This is a genomic window from Aureliella helgolandensis, from assembly GCF_007752135.1.
Lineage (GTDB): Bacteria > Planctomycetota > Planctomycetia > Pirellulales > Pirellulaceae > Aureliella > Aureliella helgolandensis.
This window is the reverse complement of record NZ_CP036298.1, coordinates 5,772,186-5,798,903: the sequence shown is the minus strand read 5'-3', so window position 1 is coordinate 5,798,903 and position 26,718 is coordinate 5,772,186. Positions and strand designations below refer to the sequence as shown.

The following is a 26,718-nucleotide window of genomic DNA, read 5'->3' as shown; positions in this document are numbered from 1 at the left end:
CATCTACTGTTGCGGATCGGGACGGACGCCATGTTCCCGCAGAAAGGGGGCTGTTTGAGAATGTTGGGATGCAGAGACTTGTTCTGGAGTGCCCGCAGCCACTAGGCGGCCGCCCAAATGGGCAGGCCCTGGGCCGATGTCCAGGATGTAATCTGCGGCGGCCATGAGGTGCAAATTGTGCTCGACCACGATCAGCGAATGTCCCGCGGTGAGCAACGCATTGAAACAACCTAGCAATTGGAGCAGATCGTGGGTATGCAGGCCTGTGGTAGGTTCGTCCAGAATGAAGAGTGTGCGCTTGCGAGAAGCGCTAGCTAGGTGAGTGGCCAATTTCAGGCGTTGCCCCTCTCCCGCGCTCAGAGTCGTGGCTGGCTGTCCCAGGTGAACATACCCCAGCCCTACATCGACTAACACCTGCAGTTTTTGCTGCACCTTCTTTTGACCACGAAAGAACTGGATGGCCTCGCGGACGGTCATGTCCAGCACATCAGCGATCGATTGGTCACGGTACTTTACTTGCAGTATCTCGGCTCGATAACGGCGGCCATGGCAGACGGGACAGGTCATCACCACATCGGCTAAGAATTGCATGTCGATTTGCAGTGAGCCATCGCCCTTGCAATTTGCACAACGCCCCAAGTCACTATTGAAACTAAAATGTCCAGGTGAATAGTTTTGGATCTTGGCGTCAACCGTGCCAGCAAAAACGCTCCGCACCTCATCAAAAGCTTTGACGTAGGTGATTGGATTGCTCCGCGGCGAACGGCTTATTGGATTTTGGTCTACCGAGATGCATTCATCAATCTGGTGCAATCCCTTGAGATGCTCAAACGGCAAGCAATCAGCTCTCCCACCGGAGAGTTGGTTGACGATTGCCGGATAGAGCGTATCCTGAACCAGCGAGCTTTTGCCACTGCCGCTGACCCCGGTAACTAGGCAGAGGGTTCCAAGTGGGAAGCTTGCGTCAACGTGTTGCAGATTGTGCCCTGTACAACCCGTCAGCTCCAACCATCCCTGTTCGGTGGAGCGCCGCGTGGATGGTACGGCAATGCTCTTCACACCGTTGAGGTAGTCGACGGTCAGGCTAACGCCTTTGGCGATCTTTTTCCGTGGAGCTGAGCAGACGATTCGCCCGCCTTGAGCTCCGGCCGCCGGGCCAACTTCGATCAACCAATCTGCTTGTTGAAGCAGCAGTTCTTCGTGCTCGATCATGACCACCGTGTTGCCGCGTCCCGACAGGGTTCCGATAGCTGATGAGAGGCGTTCCACGTCATGTGGATGAAGTCCCACAGAGGGTTCGTCGAGCACATACAGCATGTTCACGAGGCTGGAGCCAAGTGCCGCTGTCAATGCGGTGCGTTGGGCTTCGCCGCCGCTGAGCGTTCTCAAGGTGCGGTCGAGTGTTAAATAACCTAGGCCGACATCTTGAAGGTAGCCCAGTCGGTCCAGAAGTTTCTCCTGTGGGCCGATGGCAATTTCTCGTTCTCGGGAGGGCAAATCCAGTTCGCGAAGCAATTCGGTGACCTGCTGAATCTCCATGCTGCTGAGGTCGGCGAAATGGTGGTTGGCAACGCGGTAGGATAGTGCCAAGGGGTTGAGCCGGGCACCTTGGCAGGCTGCGCACTGGTTGTAGCTTCGCCACCGCGATAGAAAGACGCGGACGTGCATTTTGTATTTCTTCCGTTCAAGCCACGCAAAGAATCCGTCTAGGCCTTCGAATCCCTGTGCAGGTGCACCGTGGTGCAAAGTTCGGAGCTGTTTCTTCGTGAGCTTGTGGTACGGCACATCCACCGGTAGATGCAGGTCGTCGGCGATGTCCAATAGTTCGTCGAGGCACTGACTGTACGCGGGGGTGTTCCAGGGAGCGATAGCGCCATCCCGCAATGTTTTATTGGGATCCGGTACGATACGATTCATGTCCAAATCGATCGTATCGCCAAATCCTTCGCAGGCCCCGCACGCGCCCAGTGGGCTGTTGAAGTTGAACAACCGCGGTTCTGCAGCGGGATATTCGAGATCGCAACGCGTGCAAGTTAAACGTTGGGAGAATCGTTCCAATAACCAGTTGGCGCCATTGACTTTTTGAAGGACGAGCTCGGAGGTGGAGGCAGAAATCGATTCTGGAGGGACCGCTGCTTGAGACACGAACAATGCAATTTCGCCGTAGCCTCGCGCATAAGCGGTTTCAAGGCTTTCGGTTGTCCGTGCCGGGGGATCGCCGCCTTTGAGCCGATCGACGACGACCCAAACTGTTCCCGATTTCGGCAGTGTTTTAGCCAATGCCTCGCGATCGGTCTGGCCCAGCAGCAATTCTTGTTCACCGGACAGGAGCCGGACGAATCCGGAGGCTTGCAAGTCGGCCAAGGTATCGGCGCGCTCTGCGACATCCTCCCAGTGGGCTGCAAAGGCCAGCATGACCTTAGCGGATTTAGGCAGAGAGGCTAGATGCAAAGCCGTTGACTGGGGGCCGTGCGCAACGATCGGTTGCCCGCATTGATGGCAATTAAGCTTAGCGATCTTAGAGAACAACAGTCGCAGGTAGTCCAGCGTCTCACTGGCTGTCCCAACGGTGCTGCGATTGCCCCGCGGGGTACTTCCGCGGCGGACGGCGAGGGCCGGTGGGAGCCCTTCGATGGAATCGTAATCTGGCTTATCGATTCTCTCAAGGAACTGCCGCGTGTAGGCGGAGAAGCTTTCGATGTAGCGACGTTGCCCCTCGGCGTACAGCGTGTCGATCGCCAAAGATGTTTTGCCTGAGCCGCTGAGCCCGCAAACTGCGATGAGCTTGCCACGTGGAATGTCCACGTCCACATTCTGAAGATTGTGGACGCGGACTCCCCTAAGTCGAATTGTGTCGTGGGACACAGGTGGCCTCGCAAGGTCGTGGCGCCGTGGGGGAATTAGACTTCCTTGGCGTCGATCCAGCTCATCAAGCTGCGCAGCTTGCGACCGACGTGCTCGATCGGCAGGTCCCGCTCGCGGCGACGAACCGATTTGAAGGCAGGCGTGCCAGCACGGTTTTCGAGGATCCAGTCGCGAGCAAACTGGCCAGTTTGAATCTCGGTCAGGATGTCCTTCATTACCTTGCGAGTCTCGTCGGTGATGATCCGAGGGCCGCGAGTATAGTCGCCGAATTCAGCCGTGTTGCTCACGCTGTAACGCATGTAGCTCAAGCCGCCTTGGTAGAACAGGTCGACGATCAGCTTCAGTTCGTGCATGCATTCGAAGTAGGCCATTTCTGGCTGGTATCCCGCTTCGACAAGCGTGTCAAAGCCGGCTTTGACGAGCTCGCTAACGCCTCCGCAGAGAACGACTTGTTCGCCGAACAGGTCGGTTTCGGTTTCTTCGGCAATCGTGGTCTCGATAACGCCACCTCGCGTTCCACCGATACCCTTAGCGTAAGCTAGACCGATTTGGCGAGTGACTTCTCCCGAACCTTCGCCAAGAGCGATCAAACTAGGAACTCCGCCACCTTTAACGTATTCGCTGCGAACCAAATGCCCTGGGCCCTTGGGGGCTACCAAGACCGTTTCAACACCTTGGGGTGGCTCGACTTGTCCGAAGTGCATGTTGAAACCGTGCGAGCACATCAGGACGTTGCCTGGTTTCAGGTGCGGTTTGATGCTGTCGCGATAGATGTCACCTTGAACTTCATCGGGAAGCAAGATGTTGATGACATCGGCCGCTTTGACTGCATCTTCAACCGAGGTTGGCTTGAACTTGTGGCTGACCGCTAGATCGTAGTTGGGACTGCCGGCGCGTTGTCCAATGATCACATCGCAGCCACTATCGCGCAGGTTCTGCGCTTGGGCATGTCCCTGCGATCCGTAGCCCAGGATGGCAATGGTCTTACCCTTGAGGTGGGACAAATCTGCGTCGTTGTCGTAGTAGATCTTTGCTGACATGGGGTGCGGTAACTTTCTCGCTTACGGATGGATGGGAAATGTTTTGCGCGGCAACCAAACGCCACGGTACTTGGGTGTACGGGAGAGATTGAAGGAAATCGTAGCCTATTTCGTGGGAACGGCTAGTTCCACTTCGGTATCTGTGGCCGACGGTTGGCCGCCACGGACCAGGGCAATGCGGCCGGTTCGCACCAGTTGCGTGATGCCGTAGGGACGCATGCGGTCAATGAACGCTTCTACCTTGGACTCGCGGCCTGAAATTTCGGCCATGATTTCATCGGGGCCAACATCAACGACCTTGCCGCGAAAAATTTCGACCAGTTCGAAGATTTCACTGCGTTGAGGCCCACGCGCTGCTTTGACTCGCACCAGCATTAAGTCGCGTTCTACGCAGTTTCGGGAGCTAATATCCTCCACTTCCACGACCGTAACGATCTTCTCCAATTGCTTACGCACTTGATCTAGGACGCGGTCGTCTCCCACGACGACAAAGGTCATCCGCGACAATTCTGGATTTTCGGTTTCCCCGACTGCCAGAGAGTCAATGTTGTAGCCACGCGATGCCAGCATGCCTGAAATGTGCGAAAGAACGCCAGGAACGTTCTGTACAAGAGCGGAAAGGATATGCCGCATAAGGATTTTCCTGTGCAACTGCCGAAAAGCCAGTGGCCTTGCGAATTCGTTGCGTGCAGAGGGGAAGATGTTCGTTCTGTGCAAATGCGTCGGCCGCCGCGGCAAGGATCGTTCCGCGGTAGCCCAAGATCTTGGCTCAGCATGATACTTTGCTTCCTCGAATTGCTCAAGGATGCTAAATGCCTGAGTTTATCGCTTGATTTCGCAATCAAGCCCATCCGCCCAGGCCACCACGCTCCTAATTTTCTTTGCAGGTCCCAGCGATCGGGGGAGTGAGCCCGATCTCTTAAAACCCACGAAAAAAGCCGCGTCCCCATCGGGACACGGCTTGGTTAAGGAGGGTTCGGGCTGCTGTAGGAAACTCGCTATCTGCTTTTCAGGCTACGTTTCAGGAACTCGCACACCGTCTCGCTTCGCCACTCTCGGGGGCCCAGCGGTCTGGGATGCCCCCCCCGAAGATTACCCGAAGTCTGCATGGCAGCATGGTTGCTACTTCGATGCTTGAGTAGTCCGCTGAATCCAAGTGGCTGAGTTGGGTCGTGCTTCAGGAGCAGGTGTCTCAGTCCAAGCTTAGTTCCACCACCATTTGCTATTGTCGGTAGCTTCCGCTTGAGTGCGAACGCTTTTCACCGCATCGCTGGCCGCGGACTTCTGACTGACGATCTTCCATGGATTGATATCCACACCGCCACTGGCCGATACGGTCCAACCAGCTTGGCCTCGCACAAAGCTGCATTCCGGCGAGATCGTCTTGGGAGTATGCCACTGTGGCGTCTCAAGGGAATTGTCGCTGCCCACCAAGAGGGAAAGGTCGCATCCCGCCAGTTGTTCTAGCTGATGTCCGGCGATGACGGTCGCCACAATATTCAAATCCATCACGTTTCTCAAGTCGCCAAAGGCGGCGTTGAATCCACACAGCTCTTCAAACTTGGCCGTGAACAGGTCCGCCCATCGCTGAGCGACCTTGTTGGCTTTGCCGGTGCCGGTGCGGTTGCCCAACGTATCGACGTACTCGTCTTCCGTCATGGCTTTGATGCCTAGACCCGAAATCTTCCAGGCCAGCATGTCTTCGCTGTGGGCGATCGCGTCGTAGTCGCATGCCATCCACCAGCGAGGTTGATTGCCCTCGGGCTTGCCAGTGTTGCGAATCATTGTCATGTAGCTTGGCATACCGGTCACTGGAGCGGGCTCAAGGTTCATCGCGAGACGCTTCATTTCGTAGTCGGCAGCTACCAAGGTCTGGGCCATCCGCGAATTGGATGCGACCGTAGTCAATTTGACTTGCTGCGGGCCAAAGGCCTCACGCATGGCTGGCTCGATCGCAGCTGGATTGAATCCAGGCCCCGGCCGTACTTGGCGTAAAAGGGCTGTTAAACGTTGTTGGCCCTCAGCCGTTGGTTCGATGGAGACCGAAATCGGGTGCTGGCGGGATGCTTCAGTCGTGCGCAGTGCAACCAGCAAGTCCTCGAGCTGGAGTACTGGTCGACCGGTGGTGGCACCGACGACCGTTGCGTCTTGCCGCACAACCCAGCCTTCAGCGGGACCGGCGAGCACGATATCTTGTTGTTCAGGATAGACAAAGACGTACTGCACGCGTTGAAGGCCAGCCAGGTAGAGCACTTCGTCAGGCAGCGGTTGGCCCGCCGTCATCGCTTTCTGGATTTCTGCTTGCAATTTGGTCAGCGAAATCATGCGCAGTTCGGTCTTGGCCTCCATACCATCAGTGGGCACACCGACCGTTTTCCGCAACTGTTGCAAGATGCCGCCGCGTTGCTCGACGCTGGCCGCTTGCACGACTCCCTCCGCATCGATGCTGACACCACCGACCACGCCAGTTCGATTGTTTAAGCCGAAGCCAAATTGCGCTTGGACAGGCTGGCTGACCAAACAGAGGCTCGTAACGACGATTGCCGCACAAGTGCGGCGCACAAACTGATAATTAGACTGTGTGAATAGTCTGTTAATCATTCTCTGACTCCGGAGAAGATTTCTATTTCGCTTAGATCACGCTACGCGTCGTAGCCGCTAAGATGAAGCTCGCAGTGATTCTTATCAAGCTGAACCTGGTAGAGGGGGGCTGGTGCCGCACAATATTGAGCAGTAACCCAGAACCGCTTTCCGACGAGAGCTCTATAAGAGAAGACTTCCCTTTAGATTACTTGGCAAACGCGGCCAATGCAACAAACTACTCCTCAAGCTTACCTAATCATTCAACTTGGCAACCGTTGGACCGACGTTTGGCGGTTATCCCCGGACCAAATTGCGGTGATTGGCCGCTCCTCCGAGAATCAAATCGTCGTCCGGGAAGAGGGGGTGAGTCGTCGCCATGCGCGGATTTCCCCCCTGAAGGGCGGTTGGCAGGTCGAGGATTTGGGATCTCGAAACGGTACGCAGGTTGGGCAGGAGAAGATTCTTGCCTCCCGGGTGCTGGCAGAGGGGGATATTATCTCGGTTGGAAGCTGCCGCGTGACTTTCACCCTATCGCTGGATGCTGGATTTAAACCGACGTCCAACGCAGGTGATCATCGCGAGCAAGCGGCCGAGGCCAACACGGCCGTCGTGCTACCTACCATCGTCAATCGTCTTTCGAATTCGCAGTGGTCTGCGACAAACTTAGCTGAGCAAGCCGCCGCTGCGCTCGGTCACCAGCCGAGCCGAATGCGAAATCAGGATGAAGCGTGGGGGTTTTTCTATCGACTGATTGCTGAGCTGGTGGCCAGCCCCTCGCGCGAGGCGGCTGCACAGACTGCACTAACGCTGCTGCTCGATCGCGTTGGTGTGGCCGGAGGTGGAGTCGTTGTCTTTGGTCCAGAGGATACTGTGCATGGAAGCCCTGTGCATGGAAGCCCGGCGGCCGGCGAGACCTCTGCCGGTCAAGCAGGTCTGTCTACTCGTCCCGCAGGTTCGCTGCCAGCCATGGCCGTCTTAGCTGCTCGCCAAGCTAGCGGCAGCGCCTACCACCGCGTCAGTGATTTCCTCGTTCAGAATGTGCTCAATGACCGCCAGGGGATTCTCGCTCGCAATGTTCAGCACGATTCGAAACTCGCCTTAGCCGGAGAGTCAGGGCAGCGGGAGACGGTCAGCATTATCTGCGCCCCAATCTTCGAGAACCTGAGCGAGCGGCAGACCATGCTAGGATTGTTGCACATCTATTCCTCTGGCGAGGAGCGGATGTTGCTCGATAGCGATTTGGATTTCGTGGTCGGGGTTGCCGATAATCTTTCGATTGCTCTGGCGCAGCGCGCTACCAGTGAGCAACTCGCCCATTCGCTGGAAACCAGTCGCCGGCAAGTCGACGCCTTGCAGCAACAGCTGGGCCTCTCGCACGAAATGATCGGTGATAGTCCTGAAATCGACGGTGTGTGGCGGGCGATTGAGAAGGCTGCCCCCACCTCCGCCACCGTACTGATTCGCGGTGAGAGCGGAGTTGGCAAGGAGTTGGTGGCTCGGGCCATCCACCGCGCCAGCTCGCGTCGCGATGGGCCCCTGGTCTGCCTCAACTGCGCTGCGCTGGCTCCCACTTTGCTCGAAAGCGAGTTGTTTGGGCATGAAAAAGGGGCCTTCACGGGGGCTACCGATCGCAAAATCGGCAAATTCGAAGCGGCTGACGGTGGGACGCTCCTGCTCGATGAAATTGGGGAGATGAATTCCGAATTGCAGGCCAAATTCTTGCGTGCTCTGGAGGGGCAGCCGTTCGAACGGCTCGGAGGCAATAAACCCATTAAGACCGATGTCCGCGTTGTCGCAGCAACCAACCGTGACCTTGAAGAGGCAGTGCGTGCCAAGGAATTCCGCTCGGATCTGTACTACCGCCTGCGGGTCATTGAGATCGATGTGCCGCCGCTGCGAGGGCGTGTTCGCGACATTCCGTTGCTGGTCGAATATTTCCTCCGCCAGTTTTCGGGCCACTCCACGCGGCGAATTACCGGCATCGAGCCGATAGCCCTGCAGGTACTTACACGACATTCCTGGCCTGGCAACGTGCGTGAACTGCGCAACGTGATCGAACGCGCCGTGGTGCTCGGCAGCCAGTCGACCCTCGGGGTTGAAGATTTGAGTATTTCGAGCTTGGGAGCTGGTGCGCCGACCGTGGCGGCTGCAAACGCCTTGTCGCATCATTCTCCAGGCGAGTTTGTCCCTCAATTGCTGGCCGATCTCGAGCGGGCGCATATTCGGGCCACTCTGGAGTTCACCTCGGGCAACAAGTCGAAGGCTTCGCAGCTACTTGGGATCGAACGCTCGACACTGGACCGGAAGCTTAAGCGTTACGAGAGCGATGGGTAGACAATTCATTCGCACGACGTTGGCGATAATACTTGAGTCCCGGTAGAAAGAAGCAAGCGGCGGATATGAGCCCAAAGATCAAGTGCGCATAATCTGGCAGCAGAGCCATCAGGAAGCTGGTGATTAATAAGCAGGCCGCTTGGATGTAGAACCAACCGGCGAGAATTCCAGCTTTGATGAAAAAAACCATGCCTCCCACCAACGCCAAAATGGGAGAAAGGGTCAGCGGTGCCAAGTCGAGCAGCCATTCAAGGGGAGTGAGAGCTGCGATGGCAATAAGGCTGGCGCCCCAAATGTGGGCGATTTGCCGCTCTACGAAGGTGACGGGACCCATTCTGCGGCGCAACGCCCAGAAGACGGCCGCCCAAGTCCCCAGTCCAACAACCCACAGCGCCGCGTAACTCAGCCGATTTTCACTCCCCAACCAATTGAGAATTTCGGTAGCCACACAGACGATGAGCAGCACGAGACTGTGCCACATCCACAGCAATCCCCAATTCTCTAACACGATGGCGTGATGCGTTTCACGGAACCAACGGGCTGCGACCTGCCCCAGCTTGCCGCTTCGCGCCTGAACGGGTTCATCGCGTAGAAAGGACTCAAGGTCGTCTGCCAAGGCGCCTGCCGACTTGTAACGCAAGTCGGGTGGCTTCTGCAACGATTTCGAGACGATCATCTCCAAGTCACGATCTAGACCGGGCTCCAGTAGACGCACCGGTGGTGGGTCGAGCTCCAAGACTTGCAGGGCTAACTCCATGGGGGAGTCTGCGATAAACGGTGGCCGTCCAGTGAGCGAATGGTACAACACCGTTCCCAAGCTATACACGTCCGAACGCGGCCCGAGCAACGGAGTCCGTCCGGAGGCTTGTTCGGGCGACATGTAACTGGGGGTTCCAATCACCGCCCCTGATCGCGTGAGACTGTCTGCGGAATCGGAGAGCTTCGCGAGGCCGAAATCGGTGACGCGCACGCGGTCAAACTCATCGATCAGGATATTGGAGGGCTTGATGTCTCGGTGCAGTACTCCTTGGTCGTGCGCGTAATGAATTGCCCGTGCGACGTCGACCATCACCTTGGCGGCCAGCCGTTGCGGTAGCGGGCCCTGCTTGAGACGCTCTGCCAGGGTTTCGCCTGGCACGAACTGCATGCTAAAGAAGGGATGACCTTCGTGTTCTGCCACTTCGAATACCGGAACGATGCCTGGGTGTTCCAGTCTGGCGGTAGCTTCCGCTTCTGCGAAAAAACGCTGGCGATTCTCAAGACTCGATGGGCGATCGTCGTGAATCATCTTTACCGCAACCGTACGATTCAAACTCCTCTGTTGAGCGCGATAGACGACGCCCATTCCGCCACGGCCGATGACCTCGAGCAATTCGTAGTCGCCGATAATAAAGGGGAGCTTGGGAACGGTAAAGCCACGGCTGACTTCTTCAGCGACGTTGGCCGGGGAAGCCCAAATTCGCGTCTCAACTGCTACGGCATGCGTGACTAGGATGGCGCCCCACAGCTCCTTCAGTTCATCTGCATGTTCTGGTGACTCGCGGCAGATCTGCTCGAAGTCAATCGTTTCACCTGCCTGCACACGGTCGGTCAGTCGGCTGACTAAATCTGCTAAGGCCAGCTCTTGCGGCGAGAGGTTTTGCAGGTGGATCTCGGAATTTTCTTCGTGGTCCACGTTGAACTCTTTCAGGACGGTGCGGAGTTGGGGTTTCCATCGAGCAGCAATCGCAGACGCTTCAGGGCGCGCAGGTAACGCATGCTGGCAGCCGGTTCAGAAAGTCCCAGGCACTGCGCAACCTCTTGGTTGCTCAGTTGTTCGAAGTGCCGCATCAAGATGATTTCTCGATTGCGTTCGTCCAGCCGTTCGATGGCCGCCTGAACATGAATGGCCATCTCGCGCTGCGTGGCTGCCGCGGCAGGGGTGAGCTGATGATCCTGCAGCTGCGCGACCAATTCAATGGTGGATTGATCGAAGGTGGCCGGTCGCGCCAGCGGTTGCTCCCGGTCAACACTCCGTTTGCCGGAGACGCGATGGCGACGGTGCGCATCGATAATTCGATCTTTGGCGATCTGCCGGATCCACAAATGAAACGGCATGACTGGATCGAGCATGTAGGCCTGCAGGCGACGATTCGCCTCGATCAGGACATCCTGCACGACATCGCTTACGTCCACGCGACGTTTGATTTTTTGATCGAGCCGTAGGTCTACCATGCGTCGCAATGAGTCGCGGTGTCGAGTCAAAAGTTGCTCAATGGCCTGGGAGTTTCCACCCTGGGCCTGCAGTAGCAATTCGCTCGTCGGGGGCGTTTCAGGCCAAAATGATTCGGGCATTGCGGGCTTTCAGCACAAAGGGAGGCGGCCCCCTTGTTGTTCCACGGTGCTACAGTGACTAACCTGGATAAACAGCTCTTACCATATTAAACGATCTCGTTCACCTACGGTGCTCTACCAATATACGCTGGGGACTAGAATAGAGTATCCCCTTGGCTCCAATCCGCACCGACGGCACAGAGCGCCGGCAAGCTCGGATCGACACTCCCCCCCCTGCTCTTCCCACAGCACCTGCCACCCGAAACCTGAAGGACAGCGCATTGAACCAGCACTGCACATTTTCCCACTCCCTCGCCAGACGCTGGGGCAACGCACCAGCTTGGTTCGGCTACTGCTTGGTGATCTTGGCTGGCCTGCCTAGTGCCAGCGCTGCGGATCCAACGAATACCTCCCCTGCTGTGGGAGTTCGCTACCAACCGCCCAGTTCTGTCGTACTGCGAAATGCACAGGTGGTCGTGCGAGCAGGGCAAGTTTTGGAGCAGGCGGATGTACTAATTCGTGATGGCAAACTGGCCTCCATCGGCGTTGACCTCGACGTGCCAGCGGGAACGGAGAGCCTCGACTTTAGCGGAAGAATACTCTACCCCGCCTTTGTTGACCCCTTGGTTGAAATGGAGGGAGGAACGTCCACTCCCGTGGCGGGCTATTGGAATGCTCAGGTCACACCGGAGTATCGACTGGGGGAACGGTTGGTGACCGATGCCGACAAGCTTCAGGGGCTGCGCCAGGCTGGGGTCGGCACCGCGCTGGCTGCTCCTCAACGAGGCATCGTCAAAGGGCAAAGCTGCATTGTTTCAACCGGGACGCAGGCCTTGAGTGGGCGCATGCTTCAGTCCGCATCCTTCCTACACCTCCAGCTCTATCCGCACCGCCGTGAACGTGGTTCCTATCCGACCAGTCCTATGGGAGCAGTGGCATTGGTGCGGCAGGCCTTTTATGATGCGGATTGGTATGCGGCATCCCAGCGGGCTGTCAAAGCCGATGCGCGTTTACCATTTCCAGAGCATAATGATGCACTTGAGGCGTTGGGAGCCGCTCTGGCTGGAGACCAACGCGTGATCATTGACGGCAACAACGAAATGTACGCCGCACGCGCCGACCAATTGGCTCGCGAATTTTCATTGCAGCTAGTGATTCGCGGATCGGGGCGGGAATACCGACGCCTGCAGGACGTGGCCAAGATGGGGCGGATGTGGATTGTCCCTGTCGATTTTCCCGCGGCACCCAGCTTGGATACCCAGGCCGAAATTGCCGATACCACTTTGCAAACTTTAATGCACTGGCGGCTTGCTCCGGAAAACCCTGGCCGTCTCGAATCCGCAGGTGTGCCATTTGTGCTAACCAGTGATGGGCTGGCGAAATCCGCAGACCTGCTTCCCAACGTGCGTCGCGCCATCAAGCATGGCTTAAGCGAGGCAACCGCGCTTCGCGCCCTGACCGAAGGCCCCGCTAAACTGCTGAAGATTGACGCCTCGGTCGGTACGCTGGAAATTGGAAAGTTCGCCAATTTACTGGTCGCCGCTGGCCCTCTGTTCGCTGAAGATACCAAGCTGCTCGAGACCTGGGTGCAGGGCGAGCGGGACATTTGGGAGGATGACTTACCACTGGATCCTCGTGGAGCTTGGGAAATTGAGGACGAGTCCGTAGCTCTCGCCGAGTTTCGACTGGAAATTTCCGGTACCCCGAAAAAACTTAAAGCTCATTTAGAACGACCAGGCAAACAGGACAAGCCGCAAAAAGTGGAGCTGCGCAAGCCGACCCTCTCAAGTTATCAATTCAACGCGGCCTTCCAGACCGACGCCCTGAAACTTGCCGAACCGACTTCGTATGGCTCTGGACTCGCTCAGCTCTCTGCCACCGTTCTCGATCGTTCGGACGTCCTGCAATTGCAGGGGACAGTCGTGTGGCCAGACGGACAACGCACCCATTTCTCCGCAACGAAGGATGCGGAGCTTCAAACCGACGAAGGGGGAGAGGCACCTGACGAATCTTCAGAGGCCGAAGAAGCCTCCGAAGACCAGTCTGAAGAGAAGTCCGAAGAGAAGTCCGAAGAGAAGTCCGAAGAGAAGTCCGAAGAGAAGTCCGAAGAGAAGTCCACGCCCGAGTTTGTCGCCTGTGACGTGAACTTTCCGCTAGGGGCGTACGGTGTCACCGACCTGCCGGCTCAGGTTGATTGGCTGGTAATTCGCGACGCTACCGTATGGACCAGTGGACCGGCTGGGCGACTGGAAAACGCCGACTTGCTCGTCCATCAGGGAATGATTGAAGCCGTCGGAATGGACTTGCCCGTCCCGCAGGGAACCGTTGAGCTGTCGGGCCAGGGCTGGCATGTATCGCCAGGCATCATTGACTGTCACTCGCACATGGCCACCGATGGCGGCGTGAATGAGTCGGGGCAAGCGGTCACCGCCGAAGTGCGCATCAGTGATTTTATTGACCCGGCTGATATCACCATCTATCGGCAACTTGCCGGTGGGGTGACGACTTCCAATATCCTGCACGGGTCTGCCAATCCTATTGGTGGACAGAATCAAGTCATTAAATTGCGCTGGGGGGCTTCTGCCGAGGCGCTGAAAATGGATGGAGCACCTGCCGGCATTAAATTTGCCTTGGGCGAGAACGTCAAGCAATCCAATTGGAGTGAGCCCACCAATCGCTACCCACAGACGCGGATGGGGGTTGAGCAATTGATGCGCGATCGATTCGAGGCAGCGCTGTCGTACCAGCAGGAACATGCGGAGTGGCGCAAGACATCGGGCCGCTTACCACCGCGTCGCGACTTGGAGTTGGATGCAATCGTGGAGATCTTGGAGGGCGAACGCTGGATCCACTGCCACAGCTACCGACAAGACGAAATCCTGACCATGTTACGCGTGCTTGAGGACTATCAGATCACCATTGGGTCGCTGCAGCACATTCTGGAGGGCTACAAAGTGGCTGATGCCATGGCCAAACACGGTGCCACCGGATCCACTTTTTCTGACTGGTGGGCCTACAAAATGGAGGTCTTCGACGCCATTCCCTTCAATGGCGCATTGATGCATCGGGCTGGCGTCGTCGTGTCGTTCAACTCCGATGATGCGGAACTGGCTCGGCATCTTAATCACGAAGCGGCCAAAGCGGTCAAATATGGTGGCTTATCGCCCGAGGAAGCATTGAAATTCGTGACGCTCAATCCGGCCAAACAGCTGCGAATTGATGCGATGGTGGGTTCGCTAGAACCGGGAAAACAGGCCGACTTTGTCATCTGGAATCGCTCGCCGCTATCGACGATGTCGGTGTGCCAGCAAACCTGGATCGATGGACGATGCTATTTCGATCGCGAGGAGGATGTTTCGCGGCAACAACGCGATGCGGAACTGCACCGAAAACTGGTGCAAAGTGCTCAGGGGGGCGGTGCGAATAGCGGCAGTGGCAGCCACCGAGAAGATCCTTCCACATGGTGGGTGCGATTCGATGAATTCTGCCATCATGGGCACCATGAACATGATCACGCACACGATCACGAACACTAGCTGAGTGCCTCGCAGCCAGTGGTAGAGTATGTGTCCATTCACTTTCCTAGATCTGATCAATCCATGTTAAAACTCAATTTACAAGTCCTGCTCTGCCTCGTTGCCTGCACCAGCCTTGTTCGGGCCTCCGACCAAATTCCAGGCGCTCCTCAATCACATCCGATAGCCATCAAAGGTGCAACGCTACACACCGTTGCCGGAGAAACACTCGTCGGTGCCACGTTGCTGTTGGAAGCCGGCAAGATCACCGCCATAGGGAACGACCCGACGTTGCCCGCAGATACGCAAGTCATTGAGGCACCGGGCAAGCACGTCTATCCCAGTCTGATCGAAGCCTATTCCGATATTGGCCTTGTCGAAGTCAACTCGGTGCGGGCAACAGAGGATGCACGCGAAACGGGAAGCAACAATGCGAATGTGAGAGCGGCAGCTGCATTCAACCCCGATAGCGAAATCATTCCTGTAAATCGCGCCAACGGTGTACTACTTGCTGCCAGCGTCCCAAGCGGCTCCCTGATCGCCGGACGTTCCGCAATGATGATGCTCGATGGTTGGACCTGGGAGTCCATGACGCTCAAGGCGGACCTGGGAATGCACTTGCGCAGCCCGACGTCAAAATCGGGCTGGCAATCGTTGGAAACGATTTTTGAGCAGGCCCAACGCTACGGGGAGGCGGTCGGAACTTCGGAGACGCGGCAGCCACGCGACCTGCGCCTGGAAGCCCTCAGTCGCGTCTTGCAGCAGGAGATGCCTTTGATCGTGTCGGCCGATGGTGTTGGACAGATTGCGAACAGCATCGCCTTCGGGCAACGGTTCGGTTTGAAAGTCATTATTTATGGTGGTGCCGAAGCGGGGGAATGCCTCGAACTACTGCGCTCTGAGAATATTCCCGTCATTGTCTCGGCCGTCTATCGCAACCCCTCGCATCGCCATGCCGCCTATGACGCAGCCTACTCACTCCCCAATCGATTGCATGAGGCTGGCATCGCGTTCTGCATTTCGGCGGGAGGAAGATTCGGTGCCAGTGGCGTGCGGAACTTGCCATACAACGCTGGAACCGCTGCCGCTTATGGATTGCCCGAAGCGGTCGCGCTGCGCGCCATCACGCTCAGTCCGGCTGAAATTCTCGGAGTCGCCGATCGTGTCGGTGCTCTTCGTGTGGGGATGGACGCAACACTGTTTGTGGCCGATGGGGATATTCTAGAAACTGCAACCCAAGTCGAATCGGCTTTCATCCAAGGACGTGTCGTTGATTTAGACAATCGCCACAAGCAACTCTACCGCAAGTATTCAGCAAAATACGATCAGCAAGCAGCGGCCGAGTAGTGCACTGAAATGGTCAATGCACCAACCCGAGCACCAGCTAGCTATTCCTGTTCCTTTGCCAAATCTTCCTCGACAACCTGACCCGCAGGCGGATTGAGAACGAAGCTGGCTTGCAGCAATGGCTTCATACTTGAAACGGCATCGTATCCCCAAATAGCTCCCACCACCAGTGACGCAAACGTTGCGATCAATCCAATATTGATGTTGAAGCCGTTGATGGCAATCAGCACGGTAGCGACGGCAAATCCAATCAGGGCGATCACCGTTTTGAGTACGACCGATGTCACAGCGCGTTGTCGCGAGCTCTTGGTGATTGCCGATCGGGCTGAGGAATTGGCGAGCTCTCGCATGGCGGAAAAGTCTTGAGTTCGATCGGGGGCTGAAGTGCGAGGTGCGTACTTCGTGGGATCAAAGGGCAAGGGTTCATCGAAGCTGCGGTTCACGTGCCCGTCCCATACTTGGGGCGACTCTTGCGATGCACTCCCATCCTCGCCGGCAGGTTCTTGCACCTGCTTCTGGAGATGTTCGGCTCGGAGGCTCTGGCGTAACTCCGATTGAGATAGCTCACCGCTGGGGGGGAGCTTTGTATCCGCGCCTCCAGCGATCGGTTCGGGCACCGCTTGGCTGACAGCCGCGGTTGGTTTGGGCGGCGCGACCTCATCTTCAGGAACACCACGCATCCGAGCTAGCAGACGGCGCATGTACTCCTCTACGTCGTCATCCGGATCGGCAGAGGAGATGTCGTCGGCTATGCTTGCCCCCACTTCAGGAGCGGCAAGTTCAAGGTTGACTTCCTGCTCAGGTACCGCCAATGCGTTGGGTTGTTCGGCTTCTTCCAGGTTGAATTCAGGCTCTTCTTTGGCCGGGAGTTCTTCAATGGCAGGGGATGTTGCTGCCGACATTTCGGAAATGGGGGATGCCAATTCGGCGTCCAGTCCGAGTCCAAAGAACTCGGGTTCTTCGTCGGTGCTCCCCGCCGCATCGTGCTCTGATACGCTCTCTAACGCTTCCATGTCATCGCGTTGCAATTCCAGCTCGTTACTCACCTCGGGCAAATTAGGCGCGGCGACTTCGTCGGGGATACCCAAGAGTTCGTCTTGAGGGAAAATCTCAACCTGGGAATCATGTGGGGGAGTCTCGTTGCTATCGTTCGCTGCGCTCTGCTCAACCCACCAGCTCGGTAGCTCGGACGCGCAATCCTCCGCGATCACCTCTTCTGACTCAACGCTGCCTTGCGTTTTGGATTGGCTCGGTGGTAGTTGGGATGGTGTAGCAGGGGAGGCTGTTTCGTTCCAGTCATCGAGGAGAGTGGAGAGTGTTTCGAATTCAGATTCCACCGCTTCGGCAGAACCCCGCGTTGCCGCATTTTCTGCTTTGCTGTCTGCCCGCTCTACAGAGGGCAGTGCCGAATTTGTTTCTGGGGATAGCAAGATCGGGTCTAGTGTTGGGAATTCCTCTTCTCCCAGTCCGAGGTTAGCAATGGTTTCTTGAGTTTCGCACATCTCTGAAGTTGTTTCAGCATTGCGATCCTCAGATGCGGAGCCTGCTTCAGAGGCTTGGAAGCCAACATCGGTACTCTCTGCCGACTCCACTTGCTCATCGATGTCGTAGACGTTTTCTCCCAGTGGAGGCAACGCGCCTAGGGCCCCCCAACTTTCATCATCCGTTGTCAATTCGGAGAGTGGGATTGGATTGGTTTGGAAGTCTTCCACATCCAAACTTGCGATCCCAGATTTCTCTAGCGATGTGTCGGTCTGAGGCTCAGGATCCGGCGTCTCGCTGCCTACCGCTTCAAGGCTCCAACTAGGTTCGTCATTGGATTCGATTGTCGGAAAGGTTGACCAATCGCTGGGGGCTGAGTCGCTGGCGTTCGAGTCGTCGGAAGATTCGCCCTGCAGCGAGGGCGAGTCCTGTACTGGCTGCAATAGGTTCCAACCTCCCTCAATGGGATTGGTGGCTTCTGGCTGGGAGGCATCATCTACAGTAGGAGCCAACCAACTTTCGTCCGTGACTTCTTCTACCGAATCGATGGCTTCTGTGTCTGGCGCAGGCAGAGCGTTCTCTGCAGCAAGAGCCTCGCTTGACTCAGCAGCGGCACTGGACTCTTCCACAGTTGGTTCCACTGCGGTATCGATCCGTTCGAGTGCATCCAGGCTCCAATTTTCAGCAACCACCAGTTCCTGGGAGGCCGCTTCGGGGCTCCAGTTGCTCTGCGAGCTGACTTCCTCAATCGTATGTGCAGCGAGCAGTTGTGCTGAGTAGGCTTCAAGCTCTGCCGCGGATAGCACAGACTCCTGGCCAATGGCGGCGGTCTTTTGACCTAGATTGGTGATTGCGTCTTGAAGGGTTTCCAATTTGGTTTGAATTTGAGATTTCCACTCGTTGTCACGCTGCTGAGTGGCTTCTTGCTTCGACTGCAACTCTGTCAGGGCGGAAGTCACTGCAACGATCCCGTGCTGCAACTGCTCGATCGCCATTTGCTGCATATTCGCTTGAGGTGATTCCTCTGTCGAAGGCGATGCTTCACGATTGCGAGTTGATTCCTCGGTAATCAAGCGTTCAATGCTACCGAGCTGTTGATTGACATCGCTCAGGCGTTCGCCCAAGACCTCCATTTCCGCCGCTTGTCGCACTACAACCTGTTCGAGTTGCTGGACATCCAAAGACGTCTGGCTGGGGGCTGGCTCCGGTTGGCAGGAAGCTTGGGACGCACCATCGGCCGGAAGCTCCTCTTGCTGTCGCGCAGCTTCCTCAGAACGCTGTCGAGCTTCCTCTTGCAGTTTCGCGATGGGGGCAAGCAATTCTTGCAGCTGGGTTTCCAGTGGCTCAACCGCGGTTTTCACCAATTCCTTGATCCATGCCGAATCGAAGGAACTGCGCGTATCGGCCTGTGGGGCTGCAGAATCTTGTGGCTGCTTCCCGGACTCGCGATCTGCTTGGATGGACTGATGGACCAGCTGCGACAGATTTTCTACATTCTTTTCTGCTTCTCGTGTGGTGGCATGCAGGGCCGCTCTGGAGGCGGCTTGGCTCAGTTGGAATGGGCGCGCCAGCGTGAACTTCAATCCAGCAGCTGGCGGTTTGGCGGTGCCGCGAGTGGACCGCGTCTGAGATGGGCGAAGGGGACTCACCGGCTTGCGCGTCAATTCGAAGCAATGACCGGCAATCTCAAATTGCTCACTTTCGCCAGTCAGCAAAATTTCTGTGATCGGCACATTGTCACGGCTAATCTTCGACGCCAACGCACGTATAAAGGTTTGACGTGCTCCCACCACAATTAACGCATGGTAGGGGGCTATGCCTGCGGCGGTACACCTTAAGCCGCAGCTTTCGTGGCTGCCAAACGTGCTTTTGTTCTCCTGAATGGCCCATTGCTCAAGTATCTGGCCATCGGCGTCGCGCAACAGGAGCGTCGTTGCAGCGACCATTTTCGCCTGGGTGTGACTCCATGGTGATGCAGTGTTCAGGGTGGTTTCTAGTTCCGACGTCATGTCGCTCTGACTCCGTGATACACGTGCTATTCCTTAGCGGGACGCCTATTGGCCTCAGGACGGTCGAGATGCTGACCTGAAACGCATTGCGATTTCCTACGCAAAAATCCCTCTTGTGTCTCGCCTATCGACCCAGTCAAGACTGGAACTCTTCGGGAACTGCCGGTTTCCTCATCTACAATCCACTTCGGGCTCGATTGGCAGGGATCTGCTGTTTAGCATTGCGACCCAGAGGAATCTTAGGTCTATTTTCCCAATTAGACTCATGTCAAAATATTCCGGTGCAGTAAAGTTAAACGCAGGCTGCCCACCTGATTGCCCTAAATGCGGGACTCGCGGGTGGGCAAGCACCGGAGGCTCAAGTACTTGCTTACAATCTGCTTGTGAAGAGTTGATTTCGGAGTGCCTGTACATGGCGCTTGACGAGAATTGTCCCAGTTCGACCACTGGTGTTTTCTGCTGCCCTCCCTATGGAAGCGGCTGAAGCATCTTCCTCAAACATGATTGATAGAGCAGACGCTGCATGGCACTCCTTTCCATTGAAATTGAATTGTCGGAAGACGCATTCTCCCAACAGGTGGCAGATTGGTTGGTTGCCTGTCGCGCCAGAATCGAACTCTACTGGGATCAATTCCCGCAAAAACCACTGCCACAATACATAGAATGCGACTTCAACCTCGTAGCCAGCGCGTTAACTGAGTGCGTCCAACGCGACCTGATCGATGGGCGCCTCTTTGTCGAATGGGGGTGCGGCTTTGGTGTCGTTACAGGAGTGGCCGGTATTCTTGGATTGGATGCCATTGGTGTCGAGGCAGAGCCATTTTTGTGTGAGGAGGGGCGCAAGCTGCTCAAGGACAACCAAGTTGATGCCGAAATATGGCAGGGGAATTTTCTACCGCGGGGCGCCAAACGCTTGGCGGAAGATACCGATCCACTCGTGTCGCTCACCCATGATTTGGAGCCCGCCTACGATTCATATGATATGCCGCTGGAAGATTTTGCCATTGTGTTTGCCTATCCATGGCCAGGCGAGGAGCATTTTCTGCGACTCGTGTTTGATCGTTTTGCCAGATCCGGCGCGCTGCTGCTGATGTTTCGCGGACCCTATCACATCGAACTCTATCGCAAACGCTAAACCGCCCTCCGTACCTGCCTGTCTTGCTTCACCATCGTAACCCGCTGCGTAAACAAGGCTAGCAGCCCCGCAAGCAGGCCAAGCATGGCGGGAAGTACCCTGAGTTCCAGCAATCCAGTTGCTGAATCATCCAACGTCCTCGCTAACGCGTCGGGTTGCGATGGCTATCGCCAAGCCTACCAGTAGTCTGGTGCACCTATCTGTCTTTCTCCACCATCGTAACCCGCCGCGTAAGCAAGGCTAGCAGCCTCGCAAGCAGGCTAAGCATGGCGGGAAGTACCCTGGGCTCTAGCATTCCAGTTGCTAAGTTGTCCAACGTCCTCGCTAACGCGTCGGGTTGCGATGGGGATCGTCAAGCCTGCCAGTAGTCTGGTACATCTGTCTGCCTTCCTTCACCATCGTAACCCGCCGCGTAAGCAAGGCTAGCAGCCTCGCAAGCAGGCCAAGCATGGCGGGAAGTACCCTGAGTTCCAGCAATCCAGTTGCTGAATCATCCAACGTCCTCGCTAACGCGTCGGGTTGCAATGGGGATCGTCAAGCCTGCCAGTAGTCTGGTGCAGCGGTCTGTGTTACTTCACCATCGTAACCGGCCGCGTAAGCAAGGATAGCAGTCTCGCAAGCAGGCCAAGCATGGCGGGAAGTACCCTGAGTTCCAGCAATCCAGTTGCTGAATCATCCAACCTCCTCGCCAACGCGTCGGGTTGCAATGGGGATCGTCAAGCCTGCCAGTAGTCTGGTACATCTGTCTGTCTTCCTTCGCCATCGTAACCCGCCGCGTCAGCAAGGCTAGCAGCCCCGCAAGCAGGCCAAGCATGGTGGGAAGTATCCTGAGTTCCAGCAATCCAGTTGCTGAGTTGTCCAACGTCCTCGCTAACGCGTCGGGTTGCAATGGGGATCGTCAAGCCTGCCAGTAGTCTGGTACATCTGTCTGTCTTCCTTCACCATCGTAACCCGCCGCGTCAGCAAGGCTAGCAGCCCCGCAAGCAGGTCAAGCATGGCGGGAAGTACCCTGAGTACCAGCAATCCAGTTGCTGAGTTGTCCAACGTCTTCGCTAACGCGTCGGGTTGCAATGGGGACCGTCAAGCCTGCCAGTAGTCTGGTACATCTGTCTGTCTTCCTTCACCATCGTAACCCGCCGCGTCAGCAAGGATAGCAGCCCCGCAAGCAGGTCAAGCATGGCGGGAAGTACCCTGAGTACCAGCAATCCAGTTGCTGAGTTGTCCAACGTCTTCGCTAACGCGTCGGGTTGCAATGGGGATCGTCAAGCCTGCCAGTAGTCAGGTGCAGCGGTCTGTGTTACTTCACCATCGTAACCCGCCGCGTAAGCAAGGATAGCAGCCCCGCAAGCAGGCCAAGCATGGTGGGAAGTACCCTGAGTTCCAGCAATCCAGTTGCTAAGTTGTCCAACGTCCTCGCTAACACGTCGGGTTACGATGGCTATCGCCAAGCTTGCCTGTCCGATTGAGCGGGAGACTGTTGACGTACCGTCTCGCGCCTACTTGGATTGGCACTCGCTAGCCGTCGTTCGCCTGTTTCTCAGCCTTCTCTGGCGAGTTTCGGTTGAGAGGAATCAACCGAGTGCCGTCGAATTCAAGCGTCGCTTCACGGCCGGCCACTTGCGACCGATTGTCGGTGAAGTGCGTCCCGATAGGAATGCCAGAGTGTGAAAGGAGAAATCGGTTTTTCTCAATTGGCTGATTCACTTTAAAATCAACAAAGTCGACTTCAAGTGTTTTTTTCGATGCAATCGTATGTTCCCTAGTAATCTCATTGGTGGCGGTGAGATTAATCGTGCTCGAAAATCGCTTCAAGTAGTGGACTCCAGCCGATTCACCCCAGTCAAAGGAGTATTCTCGGATTGGGAGTCCCGTATCCATTCTTTGAGTACTCACGCGTCGCAGATCAAAGCCGAAGTCGCCAAAGAAGTAGAATTTTAAGTTGAACGTATTGAGAGATTCAATTCCAATCAGTCCTCCGCTTGCCAAAGGAGTCAGCTTCGTTTGCTCTGGCTTGATCCGACTGATATTGAGTGCCTCTTTCCATAGGTGTAATGGGTGTTCAAAGGGGTAACCTGCTGTCCTTAGCACTGATTGTCGAGAGAATACAAAATCGATTTCGCCAGTACAGCTACCATCAGCCAACCATTCGGCGGAATAGATGGCGTCGCCATCTCCAAGTACAAGGGTCTTGGAAATATTGGTTTCCTCCCATTGTTTGCCGGCGGGTATTCTATCAGCCACCAAATCGCCTATTTCCACCAATTCCCGTACCCGCAATTCCTGCAATCGAAAGTGATTGTTAATAATTAGTAGAAATTTGGAGGAATCGTAGAGCAGGTCAATCGTCGCGTCGGTCGTTTGCAGCGGCTCCGCGGAGTCAGTATCGACGAACCAACGCTTCAAAACCCCCTTACCCTCGGCCGATATTAAACGCTCTTCATTGTTAAGACGGCTCTCTTCGAGCAATCGCAATTGTTCTTGAATCGTCGATTGAGCCTGAGCGGATTGCACCAACCCCATCCAGGAAAAGCTGCATAGAAAAATGGAAAAGGGTAGCAGGTAAGACCGCTGGGGGGGGATCAACATAGCCAAAATTCTGGAAGGACGAAATTTCTGGTCGGCGAGCAGTAAGTGGCGGCATTCGTGGAGGCGAACCCGGAGTTGGCAGGCACTTGACCTGTCCGGTGAATTCGTGATCTTGGGGGGAAGGCTCTGTTGGATTTCCATCTGCAGCTCGCGGAAGCGGTTGGAAGTCCTCAATTGTAACTGAAAGAGCCGGAAAACGAAGTGACCGTAAATGTAGGTAATCTCGTTCTTGCGTGTAGATTGGTGGTGGTAAGTTGCAGTCTAAATCACTTTTCAGTCTTTATGGGAGAATGGTGCCTCAGCGCCAGCCAGCGGTTGGCCGTTTAGGTGGTTCCACGGCCTGGGAGGAGCAGAATGCTGCGAGCGAAAAGAGTGCCAAGGATCTCTGCGACCATGGACCTGACGCAATCCCCCATCGCAGTCCGCCGCGCAAGCCAGGATAGTAGCCTCGCAAGCAGGCCAAGCATGGTGGGAAGTTTCCCGGGCTCCAGCAATCCAGTTGCTGAATTGTCCAGCGTCCTCGCTGACGCGTCGGGTTGCGCTGGCTATCGCCGAGACCATCAATCAGGAACGCTTGACTATCGCCAAGTCTGCCAGTAGTAAGGTGCATCTGGATGTCTTCCTTCACCATTGTAACCCGCTGCGTAAGCAAGGATAGTAGCCTCGCAAGCAGGCCAAGCATGGTGGGAAGTTTCCCGGGCTCCAGCAATCTAGTTGCTGAATTGTCCAGCGTCCTCGCTTACGCGTCGGGTTGCGCTGGGGATCGCCGAGACCATCAATCAGGAACGCCTAGCTGTCGCCAAGCCTGCCAGTAGTAAGGTGCATCTGGATGTCTTCGTTCACCATTGTAACCCGCTGCGTAAGCAAGGATAGTAGCCTCGCAAGCGGGCCAAGCATGATGGGAAGTTTCCCGGGCTCCAGCAATCCAGTTGCTGAATTGTCCAGCGTCCTCGCTGACGCGTCGGGTTGCGCTGGCTATCGCCGAGACCATCAATCAGGAACGCCTGACTATCGCCAAGTCTGCCAGTAGTAAGGTGCATCTGGATGTCTTCCTTCACCATTGTAGCCCGCTGCGTAAGCAAGGATAGTTGCCTCGCAAGCAGGCCAAGCATGGTGGGAAGTTTCCCGGGCTCCAGCAATCCATTTGCTGAATTGTCCAGCGTCCTCGCTGACGCGTCGGGTTGCGCTGGCTATCGCCGAGGCCATCAATCAGGAACGCCTGGCTGTCGCCAAGCCTGTCAGTAGTCAGGTGCATCTGGATGTCTTCCTTCACCATCGCAGCCCGCCGCGTAAGCAAGGATAGTAGCCTCGCAAGCGGGCCAAGCATGATGGGAAGTTTCCTGAGTTCTAGCACTCCATTTGCTGAATTGTCCAGCGTCCTCGCTGACGCGTCGGGTTGCGCTGGGGTTCGCCGAGACTACCAATCAGGAACGCCTAGCTGTCGCCAAGTCTGCCAGTAGTAAGGTGCATCTGGATGTCTTCCTTCACCATTGTAGCCCGCTGCGTAAGCAAGGATAGTAGCCTCGCAAGCAGGCCAAGCATGGTGGGAAGTTTCCCGGGCTCCAGCAATCCAGTTGCTGAATTGTCCAGCGTCCTCGCTGACGCGTCGGGTTGCGCTGGGGATCGCCGAGACTACCAATCAGGAACGCCTAGCTGTCGCCAAGCCTGCCAGTAGTCTGGTGCAGCTATCTGTCTTGCTCCACCATCGTAACCCGCCGCGTAAGCAAGGCTAGTAGCCTCGCAAGCAGGCCAAGCATGGTGAGAAGTTTCCTGAGTTCTAGCACTCCAGTTGCTGAGTTGTCCAACGTCCTCGCTGACGCGTCGGGTTGCGCTGGGGATCGCCGAGACCATCAATCAGGAACGCCTGACTATCGCCAAGCCTGCCTATCAGTCAGGTGCGTCTGGAGCGCGAGCCAGTTGTGGTGAGTCGTCGCGTCAGCGAGGCTGCAGTCGTTGCTGCTGAGCGGTGCGGCCTGCAATTATTGCAATGCAACTGGATTGCAATGTCGACAAACCGCTCCGCTGGGAGGCGACCGGCCAGCCAGGCCGGAAGCAAAAACAATGGCACGATGCTGCCGGTTCGACCGGATCTTAAGCCGTAAACCCGGGGCGACTCTCACGGCTCAGCAACGCGTTGGCCGCTTCATCGTTGACAAAACGCTCTGCCTTGGGATCCCAGTTCAAGTCGCGTTTCAGCATGAGGGCAATATTGCACAGGTGGCAAGCGGTCATGGTGCGGTGGTGGGTGTAGACATCCGAAATCGGCAGGCTACCATCTTCTCGACAGTCGAAGAAATTACCCATGTGGTTGCCTGGTTGCTTGCCCTTGCACAGTTCAATGATGATAGCGTCGAGTTCCTGATTGTCTTTTTCGGTCAACTGATCAATCGGGCGTCCTTCTAGCTTTCCGCGGTTGACGAAAATTCGTCCTGCGTCCCCTTCAAGCAGGATTCCGTTTCCGAAGTCCACGTTGTCCGATTCACGTTTGTAAACATCGTTGACACTCATTTTGGCGCCATCTGCATACTCCAGATCGATACTGAAGTTCACGGCAGTGTTGAACGCTGGGGGAAGGGTTGCATCACCTTTGAAAAGGCCAGCCCAGTCGAATTCGGCTGGCACGATACTCGGCAAGGTGCCTGTTCCGCTGATCTTAACGGGACCGGAATCTTGATGTCCCAACGCCCACTGGGCAATGTCGATGTGGTGGGCTCCCCAGTCGGTCATTTTTCCACCTGAATATTGATAGAACCAGCGGAATTCCTTCCGACGTTTCTCACTGTACTCGACCGCTTGAGCTGGCCCAACCCACATGTTCCAGTCAAGATCGTCGGGGGCTGCGGAACCCTCAATCGGTTCGCACGTGGGGGCTCCACCAATCGCAACGTAAGCGTTCACATTTTTTCCGAGCCGGCCACTGTGGACCATGGCAATGGCCTTGAGGAATCGCGAGTTGTCTTGGCTGCGTTGTTGGGTACCCACTTGGAATACTCGACCGGTCTCCTTGACCACTTGGCAAATTTGCTTGCCTTCATCGATCGTCAACGTCAGCGGTTTTTCGCAGTAGACGTCGCTGCCAGCGCGCAGGGCAGCGATTGCAATGGGAACGTGCCAATGGTCTGGTGTGCCGATGGTAACCACATCGGGCTTCTCTTTACTCAACAGGTCGCGGTAGTCGCGGTACATTCCCAATTTGTCGCCGAAGTCTTTATTGAACTCCGCTGTGTGCAGGTCATCGACGTCGCACACGGCAATCATTTCCCCGAATTTCGATGCGCGTCGCGCGATGCCACCTCCCTGGCTATAACGACCGCGGCTACCCCCTACACCGATCGCTGCAATTCTGGGCTTGTTCGACGCTTCTTGGGCGGCGGACATTCTCGCGTTCCATAATGTGGCGGCGACAGCGGCGCTACCAGCTGCAGAGGTTTTCAGAAAATCACGACGTGGTTGCATCGACATGCTACAGATTCCTTAGGAAATAGTAGGAGAATTGTTGGTTGCCTGCC

The 26,718-nt window shown here is 56.2% G+C and carries 15 protein-coding genes; 4 read left to right on the top strand and 11 right to left on the bottom strand.

What is annotated here, in order from left to right; all coding sequences use genetic code 11:
- Nucleotides 1-3: 3 nt before the first annotated feature.
- The 4 genes from uvrA to Q31a_RS20345 all read right to left on the bottom strand — a co-directional run bounded on the left by uvrA (nucleotide 4) and on the right by Q31a_RS20345 (nucleotide 6,506).
- Nucleotides 4-2,865, bottom strand: a complete 2,862-nt coding sequence (gene uvrA / locus Q31a_RS20360) for an excinuclease ABC subunit UvrA (RefSeq protein WP_145082015.1) — start codon at nucleotides 2,863-2,865, stop codon at nucleotides 4-6.
- A gap of 35 nt (nucleotides 2,866-2,900) precedes the next feature.
- A complete protein-coding gene (gene ilvC / locus Q31a_RS20355; RefSeq protein ID WP_145082013.1) occupies nucleotides 2,901-3,905 on the bottom strand; it encodes a ketol-acid reductoisomerase in 1,005 nt (334 codons plus the stop codon).
- Between the two features lie 105 nt (nucleotides 3,906-4,010).
- On the bottom strand, nucleotides 4,011-4,538 hold the full coding sequence (gene ilvN, locus Q31a_RS20350; RefSeq protein ID WP_145082011.1) for an acetolactate synthase small subunit: 528 nt from the start codon (nucleotides 4,536-4,538) through the stop codon (nucleotides 4,011-4,013).
- Nucleotides 4,539-5,108: 570 nt separating this feature from the next.
- Nucleotides 5,109-6,506 (bottom strand): DUF1598 domain-containing protein, encoded by a 1,398-nt coding sequence (locus Q31a_RS20345; RefSeq protein ID WP_145082009.1) that lies wholly within the window; start codon nucleotides 6,504-6,506, stop codon nucleotides 5,109-5,111.
- A gap of 207 nt (nucleotides 6,507-6,713) precedes the next feature.
- Here Q31a_RS20345 and Q31a_RS20340 point away from each other — a divergent pair, with 207 nt between their 5' ends.
- Complete coding sequence (locus Q31a_RS20340; RefSeq protein ID WP_145082007.1) at nucleotides 6,714-8,822, top strand: sigma 54-interacting transcriptional regulator; 2,109 nt, start codon at nucleotides 6,714-6,716, stop codon at nucleotides 8,820-8,822.
- Here Q31a_RS20340 and Q31a_RS20335 read toward each other — a convergent pair.
- Both Q31a_RS20335 and Q31a_RS20330 read right to left on the bottom strand, forming a co-directional pair.
- Complete coding sequence (locus tag Q31a_RS20335) at nucleotides 8,797-10,497, bottom strand: serine/threonine-protein kinase (RefSeq protein ID WP_231690857.1); 1,701 nt, start codon at nucleotides 10,495-10,497, stop codon at nucleotides 8,797-8,799. The two genes, Q31a_RS20340 and Q31a_RS20335, sit on opposite strands and share 26 nt — an antisense overlap.
- Nucleotides 10,498-10,508: 11 nt before the next feature.
- A complete protein-coding gene (locus Q31a_RS20330) occupies nucleotides 10,509-11,156 on the bottom strand; it encodes a sigma-70 family RNA polymerase sigma factor (RefSeq protein WP_145082005.1) in 648 nt (215 codons plus the stop codon).
- A 260-nt stretch (nucleotides 11,157-11,416) separates the two neighbouring features.
- Between Q31a_RS20330 and Q31a_RS30930 the strand changes: the two genes are divergently transcribed.
- Together Q31a_RS30930 and Q31a_RS20320 are read left to right on the top strand one after the other, a co-directional pair.
- Complete coding sequence (locus tag Q31a_RS30930) at nucleotides 11,417-14,671, top strand: amidohydrolase family protein (protein WP_231690856.1); 3,255 nt, start codon at nucleotides 11,417-11,419, stop codon at nucleotides 14,669-14,671.
- Nucleotides 14,672-14,734: 63 nt separating this feature from the next.
- Nucleotides 14,735-15,997 (top strand): amidohydrolase family protein, encoded by a 1,263-nt coding sequence (locus Q31a_RS20320; protein ID WP_145082003.1) that lies wholly within the window; start codon nucleotides 14,735-14,737, stop codon nucleotides 15,995-15,997.
- Between the two features lie 41 nt (nucleotides 15,998-16,038).
- Here Q31a_RS20320 and Q31a_RS20315 read toward each other — a convergent pair whose 3' ends face one another.
- A complete protein-coding gene (locus Q31a_RS20315) occupies nucleotides 16,039-19,488 on the bottom strand; it encodes a hypothetical protein (protein ID WP_145082001.1) in 3,450 nt (1,149 codons plus the stop codon).
- A 523-nt stretch (nucleotides 19,489-20,011) separates the two neighbouring features.
- Here Q31a_RS20315 and Q31a_RS20310 point away from each other — a divergent pair.
- Nucleotides 20,012-20,623, top strand: a complete 612-nt coding sequence (locus Q31a_RS20310; protein WP_145081999.1) for a type 2 periplasmic-binding domain-containing protein — start codon at nucleotides 20,012-20,014, stop codon at nucleotides 20,621-20,623.
- Nucleotides 20,624-21,493: 870 nt separating this feature from the next.
- Here the strand turns inward: Q31a_RS20310 and Q31a_RS31190 are convergent.
- The 4 genes from Q31a_RS31190 to Q31a_RS20295 all read right to left on the bottom strand — a co-directional run bounded on the left by Q31a_RS31190 (nucleotide 21,494) and on the right by Q31a_RS20295 (nucleotide 26,665).
- Nucleotides 21,494-21,619, bottom strand: coding sequence for a hypothetical protein (locus tag Q31a_RS31190; protein ID WP_261342681.1), 126 nt, complete (start codon nucleotides 21,617-21,619; stop codon nucleotides 21,494-21,496).
- A 519-nt stretch (nucleotides 21,620-22,138) separates the two neighbouring features.
- The gene (locus tag Q31a_RS20305; RefSeq protein ID WP_145081997.1) at nucleotides 22,139-23,209 is read right to left on the bottom strand and encodes a hypothetical protein; all 1,071 of its coding nucleotides are present in this window, start codon (nucleotides 23,207-23,209) and stop codon (nucleotides 22,139-22,141) included.
- Between the two features lie 298 nt (nucleotides 23,210-23,507).
- Entirely contained in the window at nucleotides 23,508-23,819 is a 312-nt protein-coding gene (locus Q31a_RS20300) for a hypothetical protein (RefSeq protein ID WP_145081995.1), read from the bottom strand.
- 1,481 nt (nucleotides 23,820-25,300) lie between these two features.
- A complete protein-coding gene (locus Q31a_RS20295) occupies nucleotides 25,301-26,665 on the bottom strand; it encodes a Gfo/Idh/MocA family protein (RefSeq protein ID WP_145087462.1) in 1,365 nt (454 codons plus the stop codon).
- Nucleotides 26,666-26,718: the final 53 nt, after the last annotated feature.